This is a genomic window from Paenibacillus sp. sgz302148, from assembly GCF_056120465.1.
Map to the genome: position 1 here is coordinate 442,360 of NZ_JBVYOJ010000001.1, position 16,934 is coordinate 459,293.

The following is a 16,934-nucleotide window of genomic DNA, read 5'->3' on the forward strand; positions in this document are numbered from 1 at the left end:
GGTACTTTGCGGGGACCCCGAAACTTACAAATCGTATGAAATTCGCTTGATAGATCAAGATCAAGTTTACGGACAAGGAAAGGGATGCGAGATGAGCAATTTTATGAAAAATGCCGCACTCGACTTTTTCATCGCCTTCGGCGTCGTGCTCGGAGGCACGCTGCTAGCGGGGATCGGGGCTGTGCTCGTCCTGAGGCCACCAACGAACACGATGCTCGAAATCGCCGCACGGATTAAAATATGGGCCATCGTCGTCGCCATCGGGGGCACGATTGACCCGATACGCGTCATTGAATTCAATTTCCTCGAAGGCCATTTGTCGCCCGCCGTCAAGCAGATTTGCTATATTATTTTCGCTTTTCTTGGCGCGCATATGGGTACCGAGCTTATTCAATGGATATGCAAAGAAGGCTTCAAGCCATGAGAGTTCCGCAGTTCGACAGGTTTACGCGCGGCCTGCAAGCGCTCGGGTTCATGATCGTCGGGGCGATCGTAGGCAGTGCGGTCTACCATAGTGTTTTCCATTACAATTTCAATTTGCTGTTTACGGAAAATGTAAGGCTGCAAAGCCAGCTCGACGATTACCGCAAAGAAATCGATTCTCTGAGCAAATATAAGGACAAGCAGCGAATCTACAAGCTGCGCATTCGGCTCGAAGAGGAAGAGGGCAAGGAGCTCGACGAGATTACGAGGGACCAGTTAAAAAAGCGGCTCTATGACGACTTGGATATTTTTGTCGGACGGAACATTTATGAGATCGACTCCGACGCTAAGTTGGCGCGCGAGCTGCTTAACCGCAAAATTTATCCGATTACGCAGGACAAAGATTTTGTCATCGAGATTAAAACGATGCTGCTCGTTGACGGCGTGCTGCAAATTTGGGTCAAAGCGAAGCCGTATTTGAAAAATTGATTTTTTCGCGCAAAATCGCTAAAGTAGAGGCGATACGAATTTCGGTAAAAAGGAGTTTTTCGATCATGATCGCATTTCAATACTCGCTGTATGTTTTGCTTGCGGTAACTTCGATTTTTTCCGTCTATAACAGCGTTAAGTCGCGCAGGACGGACAATCGCCGTCTTGCGGGCATCTATGCCGCACGTACGAATATTTGCATGGGCATCATGCTGCTGATCATCGCCGTCGTTCAGCTGTTCCTGTTCAGCGGATCGTCGATTCGCGTCGTCATCGGCGCAGTGATCATGCTGCTCGGATTGTTCAACCTGTTCGCGGGCATTCGCAACCATTCGACATTTACGGCGCTGAAAGAGTAGCATCCGTCGTCCATGATTACGTCTGGTCGATGACTTGTACGGTCAGCAGCGCTTTGGCGACGAGCTGCTCCTGATGGTAAATTTCGACGTCGACTTTACCGAATTTCCGGCTGACTTCGATGATGGTCGGCTTGATCACGATTTGACTTTCGATCGGCAGCGGCCGGACGAAGTAGGTCGACATATTTTCCAGAATAAGATCGTTCCTGCGTTGCAGCTGAACGGCCCGGAATGCCGCTTGCGTCATCAGAGTGGACAGCAATCCTTCGGACACCGTCCCGATATGGTTGGACATTTGCGGCTTGATCGACCCGGCGAAGCTCAGCTCGTCCCGCTCGTCGCGCGTTTCCTCGAACCCGCTCCAGATCAAATCCTCGAACGTTTCGCCCAGCTGCGGCTGCTTCTGCGATTGCTGCATCGCTTGCAATACTTCGTTGCGGCTAATGACCGCGAGCAGTTTCCGGTGGTTATCGACCACGGGCAGCAGTTCGATCCCTTCCCAAACCATAATATGAGCGGCCGATGCGAGAGAGGTGCTTGGCGTAACGGTAATCGGGTTGCGCGTCATCGCCTTGTCGATCGTTTGCCCCACGTTTGCTCCCGATACGTCTTTTCCCGTCACCATCCCGATCACTCGGTTCCATTCGTCTACGACCGGAAAACGCTGGTGGCCCGTTTCTGCATTCAACCGGCGCCAATCGGCTATCGTGCTGCTTGCCTTTAGTACGGCGACTTTTTCCTTCAATACGACGATATCTTCAATGAACAGCGTTTTTTTCTTAATAATCCGGTCAAAAATCGCCCGGTTGATCATCGAAGCCACCGTAAACGTATCGTACCCGGACGAAATAATCGGCAGCCCCAGCCGATTCGCCAGTGCCTTTACGCCGGCGCTCGTATCGAATCCCCCTGTGATAAGTACGCCAGCACCTTGCTCTAAGGCGAGCCGGTGAGCGCTTTCGCGGTTACCGACGATGAGCAGGCTGCCGGATTCGATATATTTGCTCATCGCGTCAAGCTCCATCGCGCCGATGACGAACTTGCCGAGCGTTTTGTCCAGGCCTTCGGCGCCGCCAAGCACCGAACCTTCCACCACGTTGACGACTTCCCCGAACGTCAGTTGATCGATGTTGCTGCGAAGCCTTTTTTCGACCCGAACGGTTCCGATCCTTTCCTTCGTGCTGACAAGGCCCATACTGTCCGCTTCGCGGATGGCCCGATAAGCCGTTCCATCGCTTACCTGCATTTGCTTGGCGATTTGCCGTACCGAAATTTTCGTGCCGATCGGCAGTCCTTCGATATAATGTAAAATTTGCTCATGTTTCGTTAATGTATTGTCCGAATAATGGCTCACGTTCCCACCCCGTATTTCCGCAAGCTTTTCCTTTAGTTTCGAACTTGCTTATTCTTCCATTATAGCGGGTTTCTCGTATTTGCTAAAGCCGGTCTCGCTGAGGCCCTTATATTCATAACCAAGACTGCTGTAAAATCGGTTTAACGTCGAATTTTCGGCAATGCAATCCAGACGAATGTGCGTTTTCCCGGCGAATGCGATGCCGGATTCCACCCACTCCATAATCTTTCTACCAAGCTGCTTGCCCGCGTAAGCTCTGGAAATAGCGAGCCGATGGACGTAAATCGCTTGCTCATGACCGTCATCGCCCCACAAATCGACATCCCAGTCGCTCGGCTGCTGCAGCAGCATCACCATGCCAACGACCTGTTCCCCGTGCTTGAAAATAAACACATCGCCGCGCTCTACCGCTTGCTCCGTTCCATGGGAATCCTCTCCTTCGAGCAGCGCGCTCCACTGCGTCGATCCTTGCTCCTTGAGCCAAAGCGCCGTTTGCCTCAGCAGATCCATGACGGCGCCGGTATCCGAAGGCTTCGCTTGTTCGGCAATAACTTCTTGATTCACATGTTGGTTCGTTATCGTAAATTGGGACAATCGAGACATTGTAACCTCCGAGAAGTGAAATAGATGAATCCATTATACTCAATATCGTCGGCAACGCCTATTTTGATACAAAATAACCCTGACTCCGAAACATAAAAATCGCCCTCCCCCAGGTTCCATGAAAACCTGGATTGGAGAGCGAAGTAGGGAGGATACGATCGCATATTCAGCCTTAGCTTCTGCGAACCGGGTTGCCGCGACTAAAAACGCGTTCCCTCTGCCGCATTTTCATAAACTTGATCCTGCGAAGCTGCTTGCGCGTTTCTTCATCAACGCCGAACACAAAATGGAGCTGCGCGGCAATGATAAGCAATGCGAAAATAATCCATACGATGGAATATATCGTCGGCAGCGTCCATCCTTGTCCGATTTCAAGCTTCGGCACGGCATAAATGAGCATGCCGAGCGCGAGACTGACGTAGACGGTATGTTTCGTTACTTTCATCGAAATTCTCTCCTTCGTCATACAATGGACTTACTCTATCCTATGACGAGAGGAACCGAAATATGAGACAACCTTGCCGATTCCGTTTAATGCGTGACCCGGGACTCAAAGTCATCGTAGGACGATGCGTTAGCATTGTAGAAAAGAACGTCACCGTCCAGCAAAGCGAATGATTTGCCGTTACGGTCCGTAAAGCTGCTGCGGAAGCCTTCCATCCGCCATTGATTGTCGAGCGGGCCATGGATGTATTGCAAATGCGGGTGAGCGGCGTCTTCATTGCGAATCGTTTCGATATTGAAGTTCACGATAATATAGCCGTTCCGCATGAAAATCGGCGATTTATCGTCCAGCTTGTGCGTTCTTCCGTATTCGGCAAGGTTCGTTCCTTTCGCCACGACATATGCAGCCGCAGGAACCGTATATTCGCCGTACCACATCTGCTCGGAGACAAAAGCTCTTAGCGGATCGACGCTAGGGGGAACAAGAGTGCTTCCTTCAAAAGTCCGCACCGGCCATGTAAGCAGCAGTTTGGAATAACCGCCGATCCATGTCGGCTTCGTTGCATTCTTGAAATAACGCTCGATATATTGCTCGCGAGTGGAGCTGCCCCGCTGCGTGTCCGGCAAGTTCCATAGGGCATCCGCCGTATCGGTTAATGTGGATTTCGTCAGGTTGCGATACGGGTCGCTCAAAATCGTGTAGCGTTTGATCGTATCGTCGACCGAACCGATCTTGATGAACTTTTTCTCATTCGTATGGTAATACAAATCAACTTCTTGCCGGTTCTTGCCGTCTTTGCCGATGTAATAGAAGGTCGGAACGATGCGGATCCCGTCGCCAACGCCAAACATATTGCCTTTTGTTTTCAGATCGAAGGAGAATCGGTAGCCGGTTTTGACCGCTACATTTTTGAAGCTCGGGTTCGGATGGCTGCCTTCGCGAACAGGCAGGATGTAAGGGAAGCTGTTCCCTCGCGGGTCCCCGTCAATATCCCGATCGCCGACCCAATAAGAGGCTCCGGTCGGATTCGTGCTTCCTTTTTTCATGCGGAACACCGTTTCCCAATTAAAATCCGCGATATCGGTAATACGGAAATCGTACACGCGACCGATCACCTCAACCGGAACGGAACGGGTCGCCACATGATTCGGCCAATCCAGATTAGCATCAGGCTGTGTCGTAAAGCCGGAGCTTGGACTATTTTCCGCGAATGATCGGAACAACACGTTGTAATTCCCTTCATCCACCCATACGGGCAAGAAAAATTCCGTAGTTTCCTGATTCACCGGGATCGAAATCCAGGTTTGCTTCGGATAGAAGACCGACCGGTTTCCCGAATACACGTCAAAAGGGAACCAAACTTGTTTGTCGCTTATATATTTGGCATAATCGCGGTTGCCGTAACCGGGGATATACCGATGCTGTCCGGAAGTCGGAATTGCCACCGTAAACGGCCGGTCCAGAATAACCGCGGATCGCCCGGGCGAAGGTATCGTTTTCTGGTTGTGCGCGGCATCGTCCGAGACGGAAGCATATACCACGGTTGGCGTATGTACCGTGACCGAGTTGATCCCGTTAATCGGGAATGTTTGCGGAGCCCCGCCGTTTACGCTTTCGATCAGCTCGTACTGGATGCTCCCTGTGCTTGGCGTATTCGCTTGGTTCACTTTCTCGCGGTCAATCATCAGATCGCTTTCGTATAACACATCTTGGCCGATTTCTTTGGGGTCCGGGATCTTGCCCGGCGATGGCGTTTTTTCTTCGGTTTGCGTATCGTCCATGATCGTAGAACCGTTAAACGTCAGGCTATCGTTTTTTACTTTGACTTTGCCGACTACTTTCTCGGCATCGGCTTTGAAGTCTTGATTTGGGACACTTGGCTTTGAAGTCGTACCCGAGACAACCTCAGTCCCAAGATCAACGGTTTGTTCGTAATCGGCTTGCTCGATATGGCTGCTCATCGCTCCGTCATGATCTACGTTCACATTTGGAGGCGTGTAACCGTTCGGAAAGAGCACGACCGACTCCGAAGGCAAAGCATAATTCTCCATGACGGCGTTATCTAAGCCGTACACTTCAAGGTTGTCGACGGTCCAATAGTAGAACGGACGCTCAATCTTGTACTCCTTCGTCACCTTTTCCGTTTCGCTCATATCGACGTCCTCGTAGATCGGTTTTCCGGTTTTCGGGTCTGTTCCCTTCTCTTGTTTCTCTTTCCATGTCAGTTCGTAGGTTTTGGTTATTTGAACCTCGTAATAGCATTTTCCAGCCCACTGGACGAACTTGTTTTTGAAAAGATACTCCTTGGCCAGCACGTTGGCATACAGGCTTTCGGATGTTGGAATGCCTTGCAAGACGTCGAATCGCTCACTGCCACGCCGGTCCGCACGAATCTTGCCGGTAACGTTTGGGCTCATGAAGCTGCCTTCGACGGAGCCCATCGGGTTGCCGGTGCATTCTGGTCCGACTGGTTCACAACCGCCTGGCTTTGTGCACTCATCCTGACCACCATCTTCAACTGTGATCTTGATTCGATAGACTGGATACTGGTAGACGGTGCCTTTGTAGTCTGCTTGAAAAGCGGAATGGTAGTTGTAGAAGAGTGCTTTTGGACTAGCGAAATGTCCAATATCTTCGGGCACGTAATCGAAATTTTCTTCGAAGATGATCGTTGCTTTGTAGTCTGGCGCAAGATAATCTACTTCTCCACCTTGTGAATACCTAAATCTACCTTTTGGCTCCATATTTTTACCATTTAATATTGAGACGTACTGCACATTTTCTGCCTTCACTTCTGTTGCATATTTGATATCGATGTCTCCTGTTACAACCCCACTATCATTCAGGATATTCAATCTTTTCGGTGGATTAATTATATACTTTAGTTTGTACCAAATTTGAGAAGGATGCGTTGGTAATCCCCATTCGTCAACAGGTGGATATCCTGGACGATCACAAATGTTTTGTGGGTACTCACTACATAATGAACCAGCTTCAAATTTCCAATTACCGTTTGTAAATCGATTCCAAGCAAATAATCCCCCATTTGGCCCGGAAAGTACTTCATTCTTCTGTAGATCGCGTTTCTTCCCTGTAATTACTTTCGGTATATATGTTTTGATGCTCGCATTCGGTTCCATGGATTCAATAACGATTTTCCCGTCGGTAGGATCAACAATTTCTATTTTCTTCACTTTTTTCATGTCTTGACCTAGAGTGAACGATTTGGGCTGAAGTGTCTTTTGCTTACTGAAAACATTTCCCGACATAGACACAATATCTGATCCAGTAGGGTATGTAATAGTACCAATAAACATTTCTTTTGACTCTGCACTTACTTTCCGAGAAAGTAAGGTACTTGTAAAAGTGAACAACAGCAGTAAACACAATAATAGCGATATTGTTTTTTTTATGAAGCCTCCCCCCTTTCATTATTGATGAATATTTGGATCTATAATCGATCGATATATCTCTACAAACTTACCACCGAATTGTTGTGGGGCATCAAAACCTGTTAGAATCGTGTCATTATCTTCATTCCCAGCAAACAAATCACCCTTGGGAAATACAGTTGCTTCGATGTAATGTTGTTCCTTTAATTTCTCGAAGTCACCTGAAAACTCTATATTAATTTTGGGACCTTGGCTTGCTGATTTTGCATTGAATTGTGCATCTAATATCTTATGATCTCTGTCAAAATTATAATTTTTGGGTTGTAATCTCATAAACCCTGCGGAACATAACCGATACATTGTTTTATACTTTTTAGTAACTTTAAAATGCGTAAACGTAAGTGCAACATAAATACCTTGATTGGTAAGTTTTTGGTAAGACCCATCCCAATCATCCCACCACATCAAATCATCCGGAATCAACTTATGATTCGGGTCGTTCTTGTCGTCGATATCTACTATGATCATCTTCTCAACTTCACATTTTAAATTCCCATTATCCGCAGAAAACTTCATCAAATCCGAACGGAAAGTTGGATATTCCGGGTTCTCCGGCTTCGAGAAATACCGCGGCAACATCGTAAACACATTCGTCTTATGCCACAGCACCTCCGCCGTCGAAGCCGCGTATTTGTCAAACTTCAGCTTCTCGCCACTGCGCACCTTCAACATCCGGTCAATGACCGCGATGCTTTCCGCGCGGGTCGTCGTCCCGTCCGGACGAATTTCGCCTTTGCCATATCCGTTGATCAGACCCGCCTTGGTTGCTTCGTACAAGAAACGGTTCTTATCGAAACCGCGCTCAACGATCTTCATATCCTCGCGCGTCGACCGGAACGCAATACGCGACATGTCGATCCGTGGGATCGGTTTGTTCCAGACATTATCTTTAAAGTCAGTACGATAGATCCCCGAATCCGTCGCCGCGTTCAAATAAGGAACATACCATTTCGCATCGGTTGTATTCACGTCCAGGCCGAGTGCTCCAACGATCATCTTCATAAATTCGGCATAGGTAACGGGATCGTTCGGGCGGAATTTGCCATCCGGGTAGCCGGTCACATAACCTAGCTTGACTGCATTTTCAATGCTCGACTTGGCCCAATGCTTCGCGGGAACGTCCGGAAAGTCCACGACAATCGGCTTGGAAGGAGTTTCTTCCGCCGGCGGAGTTTCTTTCACTTCGCCTGTACCTGATTCATTCGCAGCGGGAGCTTCTCCTTCCGCATCCACCTTCATTTCTCCGAACATCAGCCCGGTGAATAAACTAACTGCAACGAGGACATACAGCAATTTTTTCATAATCGGCCTCCCACAATATACTAATATTAGCTTCTTAATTCCTTTTTCTTGGAATCTATTATAATCCATAGATTTACATTTTACGACAACGTTTTCCGACTGCGCCTTTTCCGGCAAACAAAAAGCCCCTTATTCACGCTATCATAGCGCAATTAAGGGGCGGTTCTTCCGCACATCCGACCGAAGGACTTCATCCACGGTAAATTCAACTACTATTACAATACAAATTTTGGAGCTTTTCGTCAATAGTTTAATAAATTTCTTCCAGCGGCTCGGTTATGATCCGGTTAATATCCTGCATCATAACGCTGAGGCGGCGCTCCGCGTCGAACATCGAATTGATGATCGGATTCATGTTCAAAATTTGGAACAGCTTCTCCGCTTTTTCCATTTCCTCTTGCGGCGGCATTTCGCCGGCCATCATTTTCTCTTGAAGCTCTACTTGCTGGGTCCGAAAATCCTGAAGCATCCGCTTGGCTTCCGGATCGGCTTCAATAGACTGCTTCGCTTGCTTCAGCTCGGCAAATTCAGCGGTTTCTTTCATAGCTTTCGCCAGCTCATGTGCTTTATCGTAAATATTCATCTCTTCCACGCCTTTCGTAATATCAACCTTATTCATCATATCACTTGATATCCCCTTCGCCAAGTCAAGTCAAGCCAGGTCCATACTCGTACGGAAGGTGACTATTATACGAATCTCGCTCCGCTGCCGCCTAATTTTTCCGTTTATTGTCCGCTTCGCTAACCCTTACCGTACCCTAGTCATTTAGCGCTTCCAAGCATGTAAAGGATTTACACGGAAACCCGGTGGACACACGGATTTCAAGCACCAAGGGATATATGTCCTCATATGATGAAGTAGTTCATTTTTTTGATGGGTAAACGTCCCAACGCACCTACCCGCGTGGATGCTCGGAAGGAGATCCTCCATGTCCAAGTCGAAAGTCCCGATTCAAGTTGTCCGTTCCAGCTCGCTTGCGGAAGATTCGCTGCTTCTCGGCGAACGCTGCGTCAAGCTATTGAAAATTCCGGAGAATCGAAAAATTTGGCTTGGCTTCGGTTCGTTCCGGCAGCAGGTAAGTGTCATATCCGTTCCCCGGTTCAATGGTTTACGCCTTCAAGCGTCGCTTGCACAGCGGATGGGACTATTGCCGGGCATGCAGCTTCGGGTCGACTACAAACCGGAGATCCAAACGATTAGGCTAGGGCCGTCGATAGGCGTTCTGATTAGCCGAATCGAACCTGAATCTCCCGACAAGCCGTTTGGTGCAATCACGGCCTTCTGCCAAGAGCTGGCGGACGCAGCCCATACCCATGGGGCGTATATTACGGTTTTTGCGCCCGACAACTGGAGTGCGGATCATAACACGATTGACGGCTGGATTTATGACGGCAGCTGGCGCAAGCTCGCTTCGCCCGTACCTGAAGTCATCAGCAACAGGCTCACATCCAGGCTTCTGGAAGATCAACCTAGCGTACAACTTTTTATGAAAGACGTGAAATCCCGTTTCCAGTGCAGCATTTTTAACGAAAAGTTTCTAAACAAAACCGAAGTGTTCCAAGGGCTCATGAACGACGAAAATGTACGGCCGTTTTTGCCGGAATCGTATCCGTTCACAGGACTGAAGCAATTAAAAATGATGTGTGCCAGACACCCCGTCATCTTCCTCAAGCCTATACGCGGAAGCCTCGGCAAAGGCATCATCCGTATTGCCCGCCATCCAGACGGAACGGTCAGCTGCTTCAAAACAACCGTAAACGGTGTGCGCAAAACGACGTTTCCTAACGTGATGAAGCTATTTGGGTCCATGGCGGGGAAACTTCGTGCGACCAAGTACCAAATTCAACAAGGCATCAGTCTGATCGAAAACGAGGGCCGACCTGTTGATTTCCGTGCGTTAACGCAAAAGAACGGGCTCGGCGTCTGGAGCGTAACCTCCATCGTCGCTCGCATCGCCGATACGCAGCAGTTCGTCTCGAATCTGGCGCGCGGCGGATCATTGAGCACGGTACAGAATGTCGTCTCGGCAGCGGTCCTGCCGCCGGGTGCCAAGGCGGATGCACATACAAAGCTGTATCAGGCTGCGCTCGACATCGCAAGAAGCGTCGATTCGCGAATCCCATGCCACTTGGGCGAGCTGGGCATCGATCTCGCTCTCGATAAGCAAGGAAAGGTATGGCTGCTCGAGGTGAATTCCAAGCCTTCGAAAAATGATGCAACACCGATTGGAGAAGGAAAAATTCGACCTTCGGTTCGGCAACTGCTTCAATATGCACGTTTTTTGTCCGGTTTTTGAACCATGAGAAAGATTCGAGGAACGAGAGGATTGGGGTGATTCGCCATGCGAAAGCATCCGTCGTTGCAGCATGTAGGGATTATGGCTTGCGAAACGGAAGGGGCCGTTCCTTTTTCGGAAACGACGTTTTACCGGCGCTTATGCCGGATCGGATATCAAAACGGGTTAACCGTATTCATATTTTCGCCGCTTCAGATCGATTGGACTACGCAAACGGTTGAAGGCTACACTTTCGGCAGCGGCTGCTGGACGAAGCGCTCCTTCCCCCTCCCGCAGCTCGTATATGACAGATGCTTCTACACCAACAAGGAGCAGCAGTTCATTTATCGCAGAGCCATCGGCGAAATGCGTAAGCGCGGCATCCCGTTCCTCGGTTGCGGGTTGAAGGGCAAAGCCGAAGTATACCGAGCGCTCGGCGCAAACGCGGAGCTGTCGGGCCGATTGCCTGCAACGGAGCGATATACGGGCTCCAATGCGCTGCTTGCATGGTTGAAACGCCACGGATCGGTGTTTCTGAAGCCAAACGGGGGCAGTCATGGCAAAGGAGCCATTCATATCGTCAAAATAAACGATGAGCGCTATGAAATTCGCGGCCGCAATAGCCGCAACGGAATCATCCGGCTGCAGTTCGACGAATCCAAGTCCATGCTCGCATGGGTCCGCCGTTTCATCGGCAATCGCAATTATTTGGTTCAGCAATATTTGCTGTTGTGCAATCGGCAAGGCGAACCGTTCGACATTCGCGCACTCGTGCAAAAAAACGAAAAAGGCGAGTGGCAAATGACAGGCATGGCCGTCCGAATCGGTGATGCGACATCCGTCACGTCCAATTTGCATGGCGGCGGCCGGGCGGAACGCGTCGAGCCATTCTTAACCGCCGAGTTCGGCGGGTCAGCCAAAGAGATTATATCGACACTTCATCAGCTCGCATCCACCGTACCCCGGCAGCTCGAAGCGTCACACGGCCGACTGGCTGAGCTTGGTCTAGATTTCGGCATCGACCAGAGCGGCAACGTGTGGTTTCTCGAAGCGAACTCCAAGCCCGGGCGCGCCGTATTCGATTACACCGATAATGAAGCCGCAAGGAAGCAATCCATCGAAAACCCGATCCGTTTCGCCCGCTTTTTGCTAGATCGTCCGGGAAAACCTGTAGGAGGTTAAAATCATCATGAGCTTAACGGAGTGCAATGTTCATTTCATACAGCAGCCCGACAAAGTGGTTTACGCGTCGCGAGCGCTCATAAAACAACTGCGGTTAACGAGTCGAAAGCTCATCCATTTGAAGCTCGGCAAAGAAACGATTACAGCCTCGATGATGATGATCAACCGGAAAGGCAAGCATCTGTACATTCCCTCCATCGTCCGGAATTCCATTATGGTGCCGAAGTCAGGCAACATATTCGCCATGAGTCAGAACCCCGAGGAGCTTCAAATCGGTCCGCTGATCGGGGTGCTTTGCGACTCCGCGACCCGTTCCGCCTCCCAGCCCTTCGGGGTGAAGACCGCATTCATCAAGCAGCTGCTGAAGGAGGGCTCGCGCAAAGCATTCTACTTCGCCTTCGCTCCGCGCGATATCAACTGGCAGCAAGAAACGGTGCTCGGTTATTTCTTATCGGATTCGGGAGGATGGTTCCGCAAAACCGTCCCGCTGCCGGATGTCATCTATAATCGCTTGCCTAGCCGCAAGGCGGAGACAACAGCAACGATCGAAAGCCTGAAGGAACGGTTCGTTCGCAGAAAAATTCCGTTGTTCAACTGGACGTTCTTCAACAAAAACGATGTCTACAACATGCTGGAAGCCGAACCGGAAACATTCCAATACGTTCCGGAGTCCGTGACAGGACCATCGCCGGAAAAAATAAAAGAAATGCTCGACAAATACCAGTTCGTATATTTGAAGCCGACGGCAGGCAGCCTGGGCAAAGGCATCTACCGGCTTACCTATCATCCGAAAAAAGGTTACTTCGCCCGCTACCGGCGAAACGGCGAAAACGTGCTTCTGCGCTTTTCCTCATTCAACAGCCTCATTCGAATGCTCCATGCGCACCATAAGAGCCGGCTGAAAAGCTATGTCGTGCAGCAAGGAATCAGGTTGCTGGAACTCGACGGCTGCCCGCTGGACTTCCGCTTCCATATGCATAAGAACGGGGACAACGAATGGGTTGTCGCCGCCATCGGCGCGAAGAAAGCCGGCAAAGGCAGCGTTACGACGCATATTAAAAACGGCGGGCAGCTGCTGACGCCGGAGCAGGCCTTATCCCGCGTTTTCGGCGATCGCGCGGAGGAAGTGCTGGACAACGCGAAGCAGGTGGCGCACAAACTCGCCGAATCGATTGAACGGAATTATCCGCACCTGCTGGGCGAGCTGGGCTTCGATCTCGGGATTGACCGAAACGAGAAAATTTGGATGTTCGAAGCAAACGCCAAACCCGGCCGTTCCATCTTCAAGCACCCGTCTTTAAAAGAGCAAGGCAAAGCGTCGCTCTCCTACATCTTCGATCATTGCCTCTACTTGAGCAAATTTCATCCAAGGAGGGAGGAGTGAGTGGAAGCAACGCTGAATGAAGCTGAACGCCCGATCATCGCCATCTTGACAGTGGATGATGCCGAGCATCATTTTCGCGGAAACCGCAGCAATTTTATCGATATCATCAAGACGGGAACGGAGATGGGGTTTATAGTTTACATCGTCACGGCCAAAGACCTGCAATTGACGATGAATCGTGTGATTGGCTTTACGTACGACGTTGACAGCAAAACGTGGAAAAAGCAGTGGTTCCCGCTTCCGCACATCGTTTATAACCGCATTCCGGCTCGTGAAGATGAATTGACGCCTTACGTACAGCAAACGATCGAAAATTGCTTGAAGCATCCGAAAATCAAACTGTTTAACCCGGAATTTTTCAACAAATGGACTTTATTCGAATGGCTTCGTAAATCGAAATCTACGCGCAAGTTCATTCCCGCAACCCGCAAGCTGACGAGTCAGGTCGAATTAAGCCGGCTCCTGAAGCAGTTTCCCTTCTTGTATCTGAAGCCGGAGAAGGGCAAGGCGGGGATGGGCATCATGCGCTTGAAATATGTGCCGCTCAAGGCGCTGCCGTTTCGTCTCAGCATTCAAGACAAGAAAAAAAGCTTAACGTACAAATGCTCCAATATTTCGAAGCTGTGGGACAAAATCGGCAGCCTGACCGGCGAAGAGGAATATATCGTGCAGCAGGGCATCGAGCTGTCGAATGTCGACCAGAGACCGTTCGATCTTCGGGTGCTCGTGCAAAAAAATAGTAAAGGGCAATGGGATTTGACCGGGATCGGCGCCCGGGTCGCCGGCGAGGACAGCATAACGACCCATGTCCCGCGGGGCGGAACGATCGACGATCCCGAACGGCTGCTCACCTCCACGTTCGGACCGGATATGGCGCAAAAAATTATTACCCGCGCCAAAAACGCCGCTCTGATCATCGCGAGGCAAATCGAGAAGGGCTCCGGTCACCCGCATGGGGAAATGTCGATGGATCTTGGCATCGATACGCGAGGCAGCCTATGGTTCTTCGAAGCCAATGCGAAGCCGATGAAGTTCGACGAACCGCATATCCGCAAAAAATCGCTCGAACGGATTTTCCAATACAGCCAGTTTCTTGGCAGAAATATCATGAACAAATCGTACCGGATAAATAAAGGGGGCTAGCCTTATGGCTAGCCCTCCCTTGTTTTCAGCCGCCGCCGCCCTCCGCTAGAAACGGATATTCCATGCGGCGGTGTTGTACTTCTCCTCCGCAAGCCGGTCGGCAAGCTCAGTTTCGTATGGGGTAAGCGGCTCCTCGACCAAATCGATGCCGAGCGCTTCGGCAAACCCGGATCGGAACGCCTGAGCCGCGTCGGTCGTGCCGATCGGCTTCAGCCCTTTGGCGCGCAGCAGATCGTTTGCCGCTACTGCCTTCTGGGCAAAAGCCTTTTTCAAACGATCTCTGGCTCCATCGCTTCCGAACCGAAGGACGTTGAACAGCAAATCGATATCCAAGTCGAGCAGGATCGATCCATGCTGCAAAACAACGCCTCTGGAACGCTGCTGAGCGCTGCCGGCGATTTTGCGGCCTTCGACGACAAGCTCGTACCAGGACGGCGAATCGAAGCAAGCGGCGGAAGCCGTATCGGCGCTTTTGCGCTGCTTGTCCGTAACGCTGCAGCTCACCATCTCGGCGTCCAAACCAAGCTCGCGGAACCCATACATCAGGCCGTGACTAAAGTACCGGTAGGATTCGGTGATGTTGCCCGGGAGCCCTTCATACGCTTCCGAGACGATCACGCTGTACGTCAGCTCCTGGTCGTGCAGCACGGCGCGGCCGCCGGTAGGCCTTCGCACAAAGCCGATACCGCCGGCTTCAAGCGCTTCGAAATCGACCTCCCGCTCCGCTTTCTGAAAATACCCGATGCTGAGCGACGGCGGATTCCAGCCGTAGAACCGAATGGTCGGCTTAGCGAGTCCCTCGCTGTGCGCAATCACGATCGCCTCGTCGATCGCCATATTGTCGCCAGGAGGACGGTTGCCGGTTTGCAATAACCGCCATTGCCGCATGTATCCTTTCCCCTTCCTCCCTCAGCCGCCAAAAAATGAGTGGCTCGTCTGTTATTTGCGCTTGCGCAGATCCTGCATGATTTTGCGTCCGGTCGGCGTTTGCGCGAGCCCGCCTTTGGCCGTTTCCCGGTGCTTGCTCGGCATAGCGGTGCCAACCTCCAGCATCACGTCGATGACTTCGTCGGAAGGGATGACGCTGCGAACGCCGGCAAGCGCCATGTCCGCCGCGGCGAGCGCGTTGACGGCCCCGAAGCCGTTGCGCACGATGCATGGAATTTCGACGAGCCCGCCTACCGGATCGCAGATGAGCCCCAGCGTATTTTTCAAAGCAAGCCCGACCGCATGGATCGACTGCTCCGCCGTGCCTCCGCGCAGCTCCACCATCGCTCCCGCCGCCATGCCGATCGCCGAGCCGACCTCGGCCTGACAGCCGCCTTCCGCGCCGGATATAAACGAATTGTTGGCGATCACATAACCGATCGCGCCGGCGCAGAACAAACCGTACACGAGCTTCTCGTCATCCCAGCCGAACCGTTCCTGGGCACTGACGAATACGCCCGGAATGATGCCGCAGGAGCCGGCGGTCGGCGTTGCGATAATCCGTCCCATTGAAGCGTTAACTTCCGATACCGCCAGCGCATATGCCATTGCACGGCACGCTTCATCGCCGACGGAAGAATCCGATTGCTCCATGTAGGAAACGACGCGTTGTCCGTCCAATCCGGTCAAACCGCTGCGGGACGTCGTATTCTCCGTTAAACCTTTGCGTACCGCTTCCTTCATAATCCCGTAATAATCGGCCATTTGCCGAAAAACCTCGGCCTCGGCTTGCCCGGATTCCTTCACCTGCTCCTCCAGCATGAGCCGTCCGATCGATTTCGACTCCTGATTACAAAGATCAGCCAACTCCCGCAAGGTGCGAAATCGCATGGCAATTCAATCCTTTCTGGTCAAATCAATAACCGAAACATGATTTATATAAGGCAGCTGCAATATTCGTTCCCGGGTATCCGGCAGAGCGGGCGAGTCTGTCTCGACGACGGTCATCGCTTCGCCGCTTCTCCCTTTCCGGTCCACATCCATGTATCCGATGTTCGTATTCGATTCGCTTAATATTTTCGTAATGCCGGCGAGAACGCCGGGATGATCGGTATGGACGATGACAAGCGTCGGAAACTCACCCGAGCAATTCACGTCGAACCCGTTCATGCCGTGGATGTGGATGTTTCCGCCGCCGATTGAGGCCCCGACAACTTCGGCTTGCTTCCCTTCGCCCCACAGCTGAAGCTTGGCCGTATTGGGATGCGGAAACGTACCGTGTCCCGTCACAAAAGCAATCTCGATCCCGAGCTCCTCCGCATCGGTTAACGAGGTGCGAATGCGGGCGTCGTCCGTATCGTAATCGAGCAGTCCGCCGACGAGGGCCAGGTCGGTACCGTGGCCTTGATAAGTTTCGGCAAACGAACCGTAAAGCGTAATTCGCGCGCGTTCGGGCTGTGCCTCCAGCAATTGCCGGGCGACTCTGCCGATCCGTACGGCTCCCGCCGTATGCGAGCTGGATGGACCAACCATCGCGGGGCCGATGATGGAAAACACGTTTTTAAAGCGCATCGAGGTCGACCTTCCTTTCAGCA

At 51.3% G+C, this 16,934-nt stretch carries 16 protein-coding genes; 7 read left to right on the forward strand and 9 right to left on the reverse strand.

Annotated features, from left to right (window positions below):
• The first annotated feature begins 91 nt into the window (after positions 1-91).
• The 3 genes from AC0LWM_RS02085 to AC0LWM_RS02095 all read left to right on the forward strand — a co-directional run bounded on the left by AC0LWM_RS02085 (position 92) and on the right by AC0LWM_RS02095 (position 1,271).
• On the forward strand, positions 92-424 hold the full coding sequence (locus tag AC0LWM_RS02085; protein WP_474673237.1) for a YtrH family sporulation protein: 333 nt from the start codon (positions 92-94) through the stop codon (positions 422-424).
• Complete coding sequence (locus tag AC0LWM_RS02090) at positions 421-912, forward strand: sporulation membrane protein YtrI (protein ID WP_474673238.1); 492 nt, start codon at positions 421-423, stop codon at positions 910-912. The genes AC0LWM_RS02085 and AC0LWM_RS02090 overlap by 4 nt, the downstream gene beginning before the upstream one ends.
• A gap of 65 nt (positions 913-977) precedes the next feature.
• A complete protein-coding gene (locus AC0LWM_RS02095; protein ID WP_474673239.1) occupies positions 978-1,271 on the forward strand; it encodes a YtpI family protein in 294 nt (97 codons plus the stop codon).
• 16 nt (positions 1,272-1,287) lie between these two features.
• On the opposite strand, the gene AC0LWM_RS02100 is transcribed toward AC0LWM_RS02095, so the two are convergent.
• The 6 genes from AC0LWM_RS02100 to AC0LWM_RS02125 form a co-directional block, all read right to left on the reverse strand.
• Complete coding sequence (locus AC0LWM_RS02100) at positions 1,288-2,625, reverse strand: DRTGG domain-containing protein (protein ID WP_474673240.1); 1,338 nt, start codon at positions 2,623-2,625, stop codon at positions 1,288-1,290.
• A 48-nt stretch (positions 2,626-2,673) separates the two neighbouring features.
• Positions 2,674-3,228, reverse strand: coding sequence for a GNAT family N-acetyltransferase (locus AC0LWM_RS02105; RefSeq protein WP_474673241.1), 555 nt, complete (start codon positions 3,226-3,228; stop codon positions 2,674-2,676).
• Positions 3,229-3,400: 172 nt separating this feature from the next.
• On the reverse strand, positions 3,401-3,673 hold the full coding sequence (locus tag AC0LWM_RS02110; RefSeq protein WP_474673242.1) for a hypothetical protein: 273 nt from the start codon (positions 3,671-3,673) through the stop codon (positions 3,401-3,403).
• Positions 3,674-3,759: 86 nt separating this feature from the next.
• Positions 3,760-6,090 carry a DUF5704 domain-containing protein gene (locus AC0LWM_RS02115; protein WP_474673243.1) on the reverse strand — a complete coding sequence of 777 codons (2,331 nt, stop codon included), beginning with the start codon at positions 6,088-6,090 and terminating at the stop codon, positions 3,760-3,762.
• Between the two features lie 1,014 nt (positions 6,091-7,104).
• Positions 7,105-8,427 carry an S-layer homology domain-containing protein gene (locus tag AC0LWM_RS02120; protein ID WP_474673244.1) on the reverse strand — a complete coding sequence of 441 codons (1,323 nt, stop codon included), beginning with the start codon at positions 8,425-8,427 and terminating at the stop codon, positions 7,105-7,107.
• A gap of 250 nt (positions 8,428-8,677) precedes the next feature.
• Positions 8,678-9,010 carry a YlbF/YmcA family competence regulator gene (locus AC0LWM_RS02125; RefSeq protein WP_474673536.1) on the reverse strand — a complete coding sequence of 111 codons (333 nt, stop codon included), beginning with the start codon at positions 9,008-9,010 and terminating at the stop codon, positions 8,678-8,680.
• A 346-nt stretch (positions 9,011-9,356) separates the two neighbouring features.
• Here AC0LWM_RS02125 and AC0LWM_RS02130 point away from each other — a divergent pair, with 346 nt between their 5' ends.
• From AC0LWM_RS02130 to AC0LWM_RS02145, 4 genes are read left to right on the forward strand one after another with little or no spacing between them, the layout of a single operon-like run.
• Positions 9,357-10,724 carry a YheC/YheD family endospore coat-associated protein gene (locus AC0LWM_RS02130; protein WP_474673245.1) on the forward strand — a complete coding sequence of 456 codons (1,368 nt, stop codon included), beginning with the start codon at positions 9,357-9,359 and terminating at the stop codon, positions 10,722-10,724.
• Between the two features lie 45 nt (positions 10,725-10,769).
• Complete coding sequence (locus tag AC0LWM_RS02135; RefSeq protein WP_474673246.1) at positions 10,770-11,885, forward strand: YheC/YheD family endospore coat-associated protein; 1,116 nt, start codon at positions 10,770-10,772, stop codon at positions 11,883-11,885.
• Between the two features lie 7 nt (positions 11,886-11,892).
• Complete coding sequence (locus AC0LWM_RS02140) at positions 11,893-13,269, forward strand: YheC/YheD family endospore coat-associated protein (protein WP_474673247.1); 1,377 nt, start codon at positions 11,893-11,895, stop codon at positions 13,267-13,269.
• Positions 13,270-14,412 (forward strand): YheC/YheD family endospore coat-associated protein, encoded by a 1,143-nt coding sequence (locus tag AC0LWM_RS02145; RefSeq protein ID WP_474673248.1) that lies wholly within the window; start codon positions 13,270-13,272, stop codon positions 14,410-14,412.
• Between the two features lie 45 nt (positions 14,413-14,457).
• Here the strand turns inward: AC0LWM_RS02145 and AC0LWM_RS02150 are convergent, their stop codons facing one another.
• From AC0LWM_RS02150 to sdaAB, 3 genes are read right to left on the reverse strand one after another with little or no spacing between them, the layout of a single operon-like run.
• On the reverse strand, positions 14,458-15,300 hold the full coding sequence (locus AC0LWM_RS02150) for a lipoate--protein ligase family protein (RefSeq protein WP_474673249.1): 843 nt from the start codon (positions 15,298-15,300) through the stop codon (positions 14,458-14,460).
• Positions 15,301-15,351: 51 nt separating this feature from the next.
• Positions 15,352-16,230: an L-serine ammonia-lyase, iron-sulfur-dependent, subunit alpha gene (gene sdaAA, locus AC0LWM_RS02155; RefSeq protein ID WP_474673250.1), complete on the reverse strand. Its 879-nt coding sequence runs from the start codon at positions 16,228-16,230 to the stop codon at positions 15,352-15,354.
• A 6-nt stretch (positions 16,231-16,236) separates the two neighbouring features.
• Positions 16,237-16,911 (reverse strand): L-serine ammonia-lyase, iron-sulfur-dependent subunit beta, encoded by a 675-nt coding sequence (sdaAB, locus tag AC0LWM_RS02160; RefSeq protein ID WP_474673251.1) that lies wholly within the window; start codon positions 16,909-16,911, stop codon positions 16,237-16,239.
• Between the last annotated feature and the right edge of the window lie 23 nt (positions 16,912-16,934).

Coding starts and splice junctions, on each gene's coding strand:
- AC0LWM_RS02085 (WP_474673237.1), top strand. CDS start 92: ATGAGCAATTTTATGAAAAATGCCGCACTCGACTTTTTCATCGCCTTC.
- AC0LWM_RS02090 (WP_474673238.1), top strand. CDS start 421: ATGAGAGTTCCGCAGTTCGACAGGTTTACGCGCGGCCTGCAAGCGCTC.
- AC0LWM_RS02095 (WP_474673239.1), top strand. CDS start 978: ATGATCGCATTTCAATACTCGCTGTATGTTTTGCTTGCGGTAACTTCG.
- AC0LWM_RS02105 (WP_474673241.1), bottom strand. CDS start 3,228: ATGTCTCGATTGTCCCAATTTACGATAACGAACCAACATGTGAATCAA.
- AC0LWM_RS02110 (WP_474673242.1), bottom strand. CDS start 3,673: ATGAAAGTAACGAAACATACCGTCTACGTCAGTCTCGCGCTCGGCATG.
- AC0LWM_RS02115 (WP_474673243.1), bottom strand. CDS start 6,090: ATGAGCCCAAACGTTACCGGCAAGATTCGTGCGGACCGGCGTGGCAGT.
- AC0LWM_RS02120 (WP_474673244.1), bottom strand. CDS start 8,427: ATGAAAAAATTGCTGTATGTCCTCGTTGCAGTTAGTTTATTCACCGGG.
- AC0LWM_RS02125 (WP_474673536.1), bottom strand. CDS start 9,010: ATGAATATTTACGATAAAGCACATGAGCTGGCGAAAGCTATGAAAGAA.
- AC0LWM_RS02130 (WP_474673245.1), top strand. CDS start 9,357: ATGTCCAAGTCGAAAGTCCCGATTCAAGTTGTCCGTTCCAGCTCGCTT.
- AC0LWM_RS02135 (WP_474673246.1), top strand. CDS start 10,770: ATGCGAAAGCATCCGTCGTTGCAGCATGTAGGGATTATGGCTTGCGAA.
- AC0LWM_RS02140 (WP_474673247.1), top strand. CDS start 11,893: ATGAGCTTAACGGAGTGCAATGTTCATTTCATACAGCAGCCCGACAAA.
- AC0LWM_RS02150 (WP_474673249.1), bottom strand. CDS start 15,300: ATGCGGCAATGGCGGTTATTGCAAACCGGCAACCGTCCTCCTGGCGAC.
- sdaAA (WP_474673250.1), bottom strand. CDS start 16,230: ATGCGATTTCGCACCTTGCGGGAGTTGGCTGATCTTTGTAATCAGGAG.
- sdaAB (WP_474673251.1), bottom strand. CDS start 16,911: ATGCGCTTTAAAAACGTGTTTTCCATCATCGGCCCCGCGATGGTTGGT.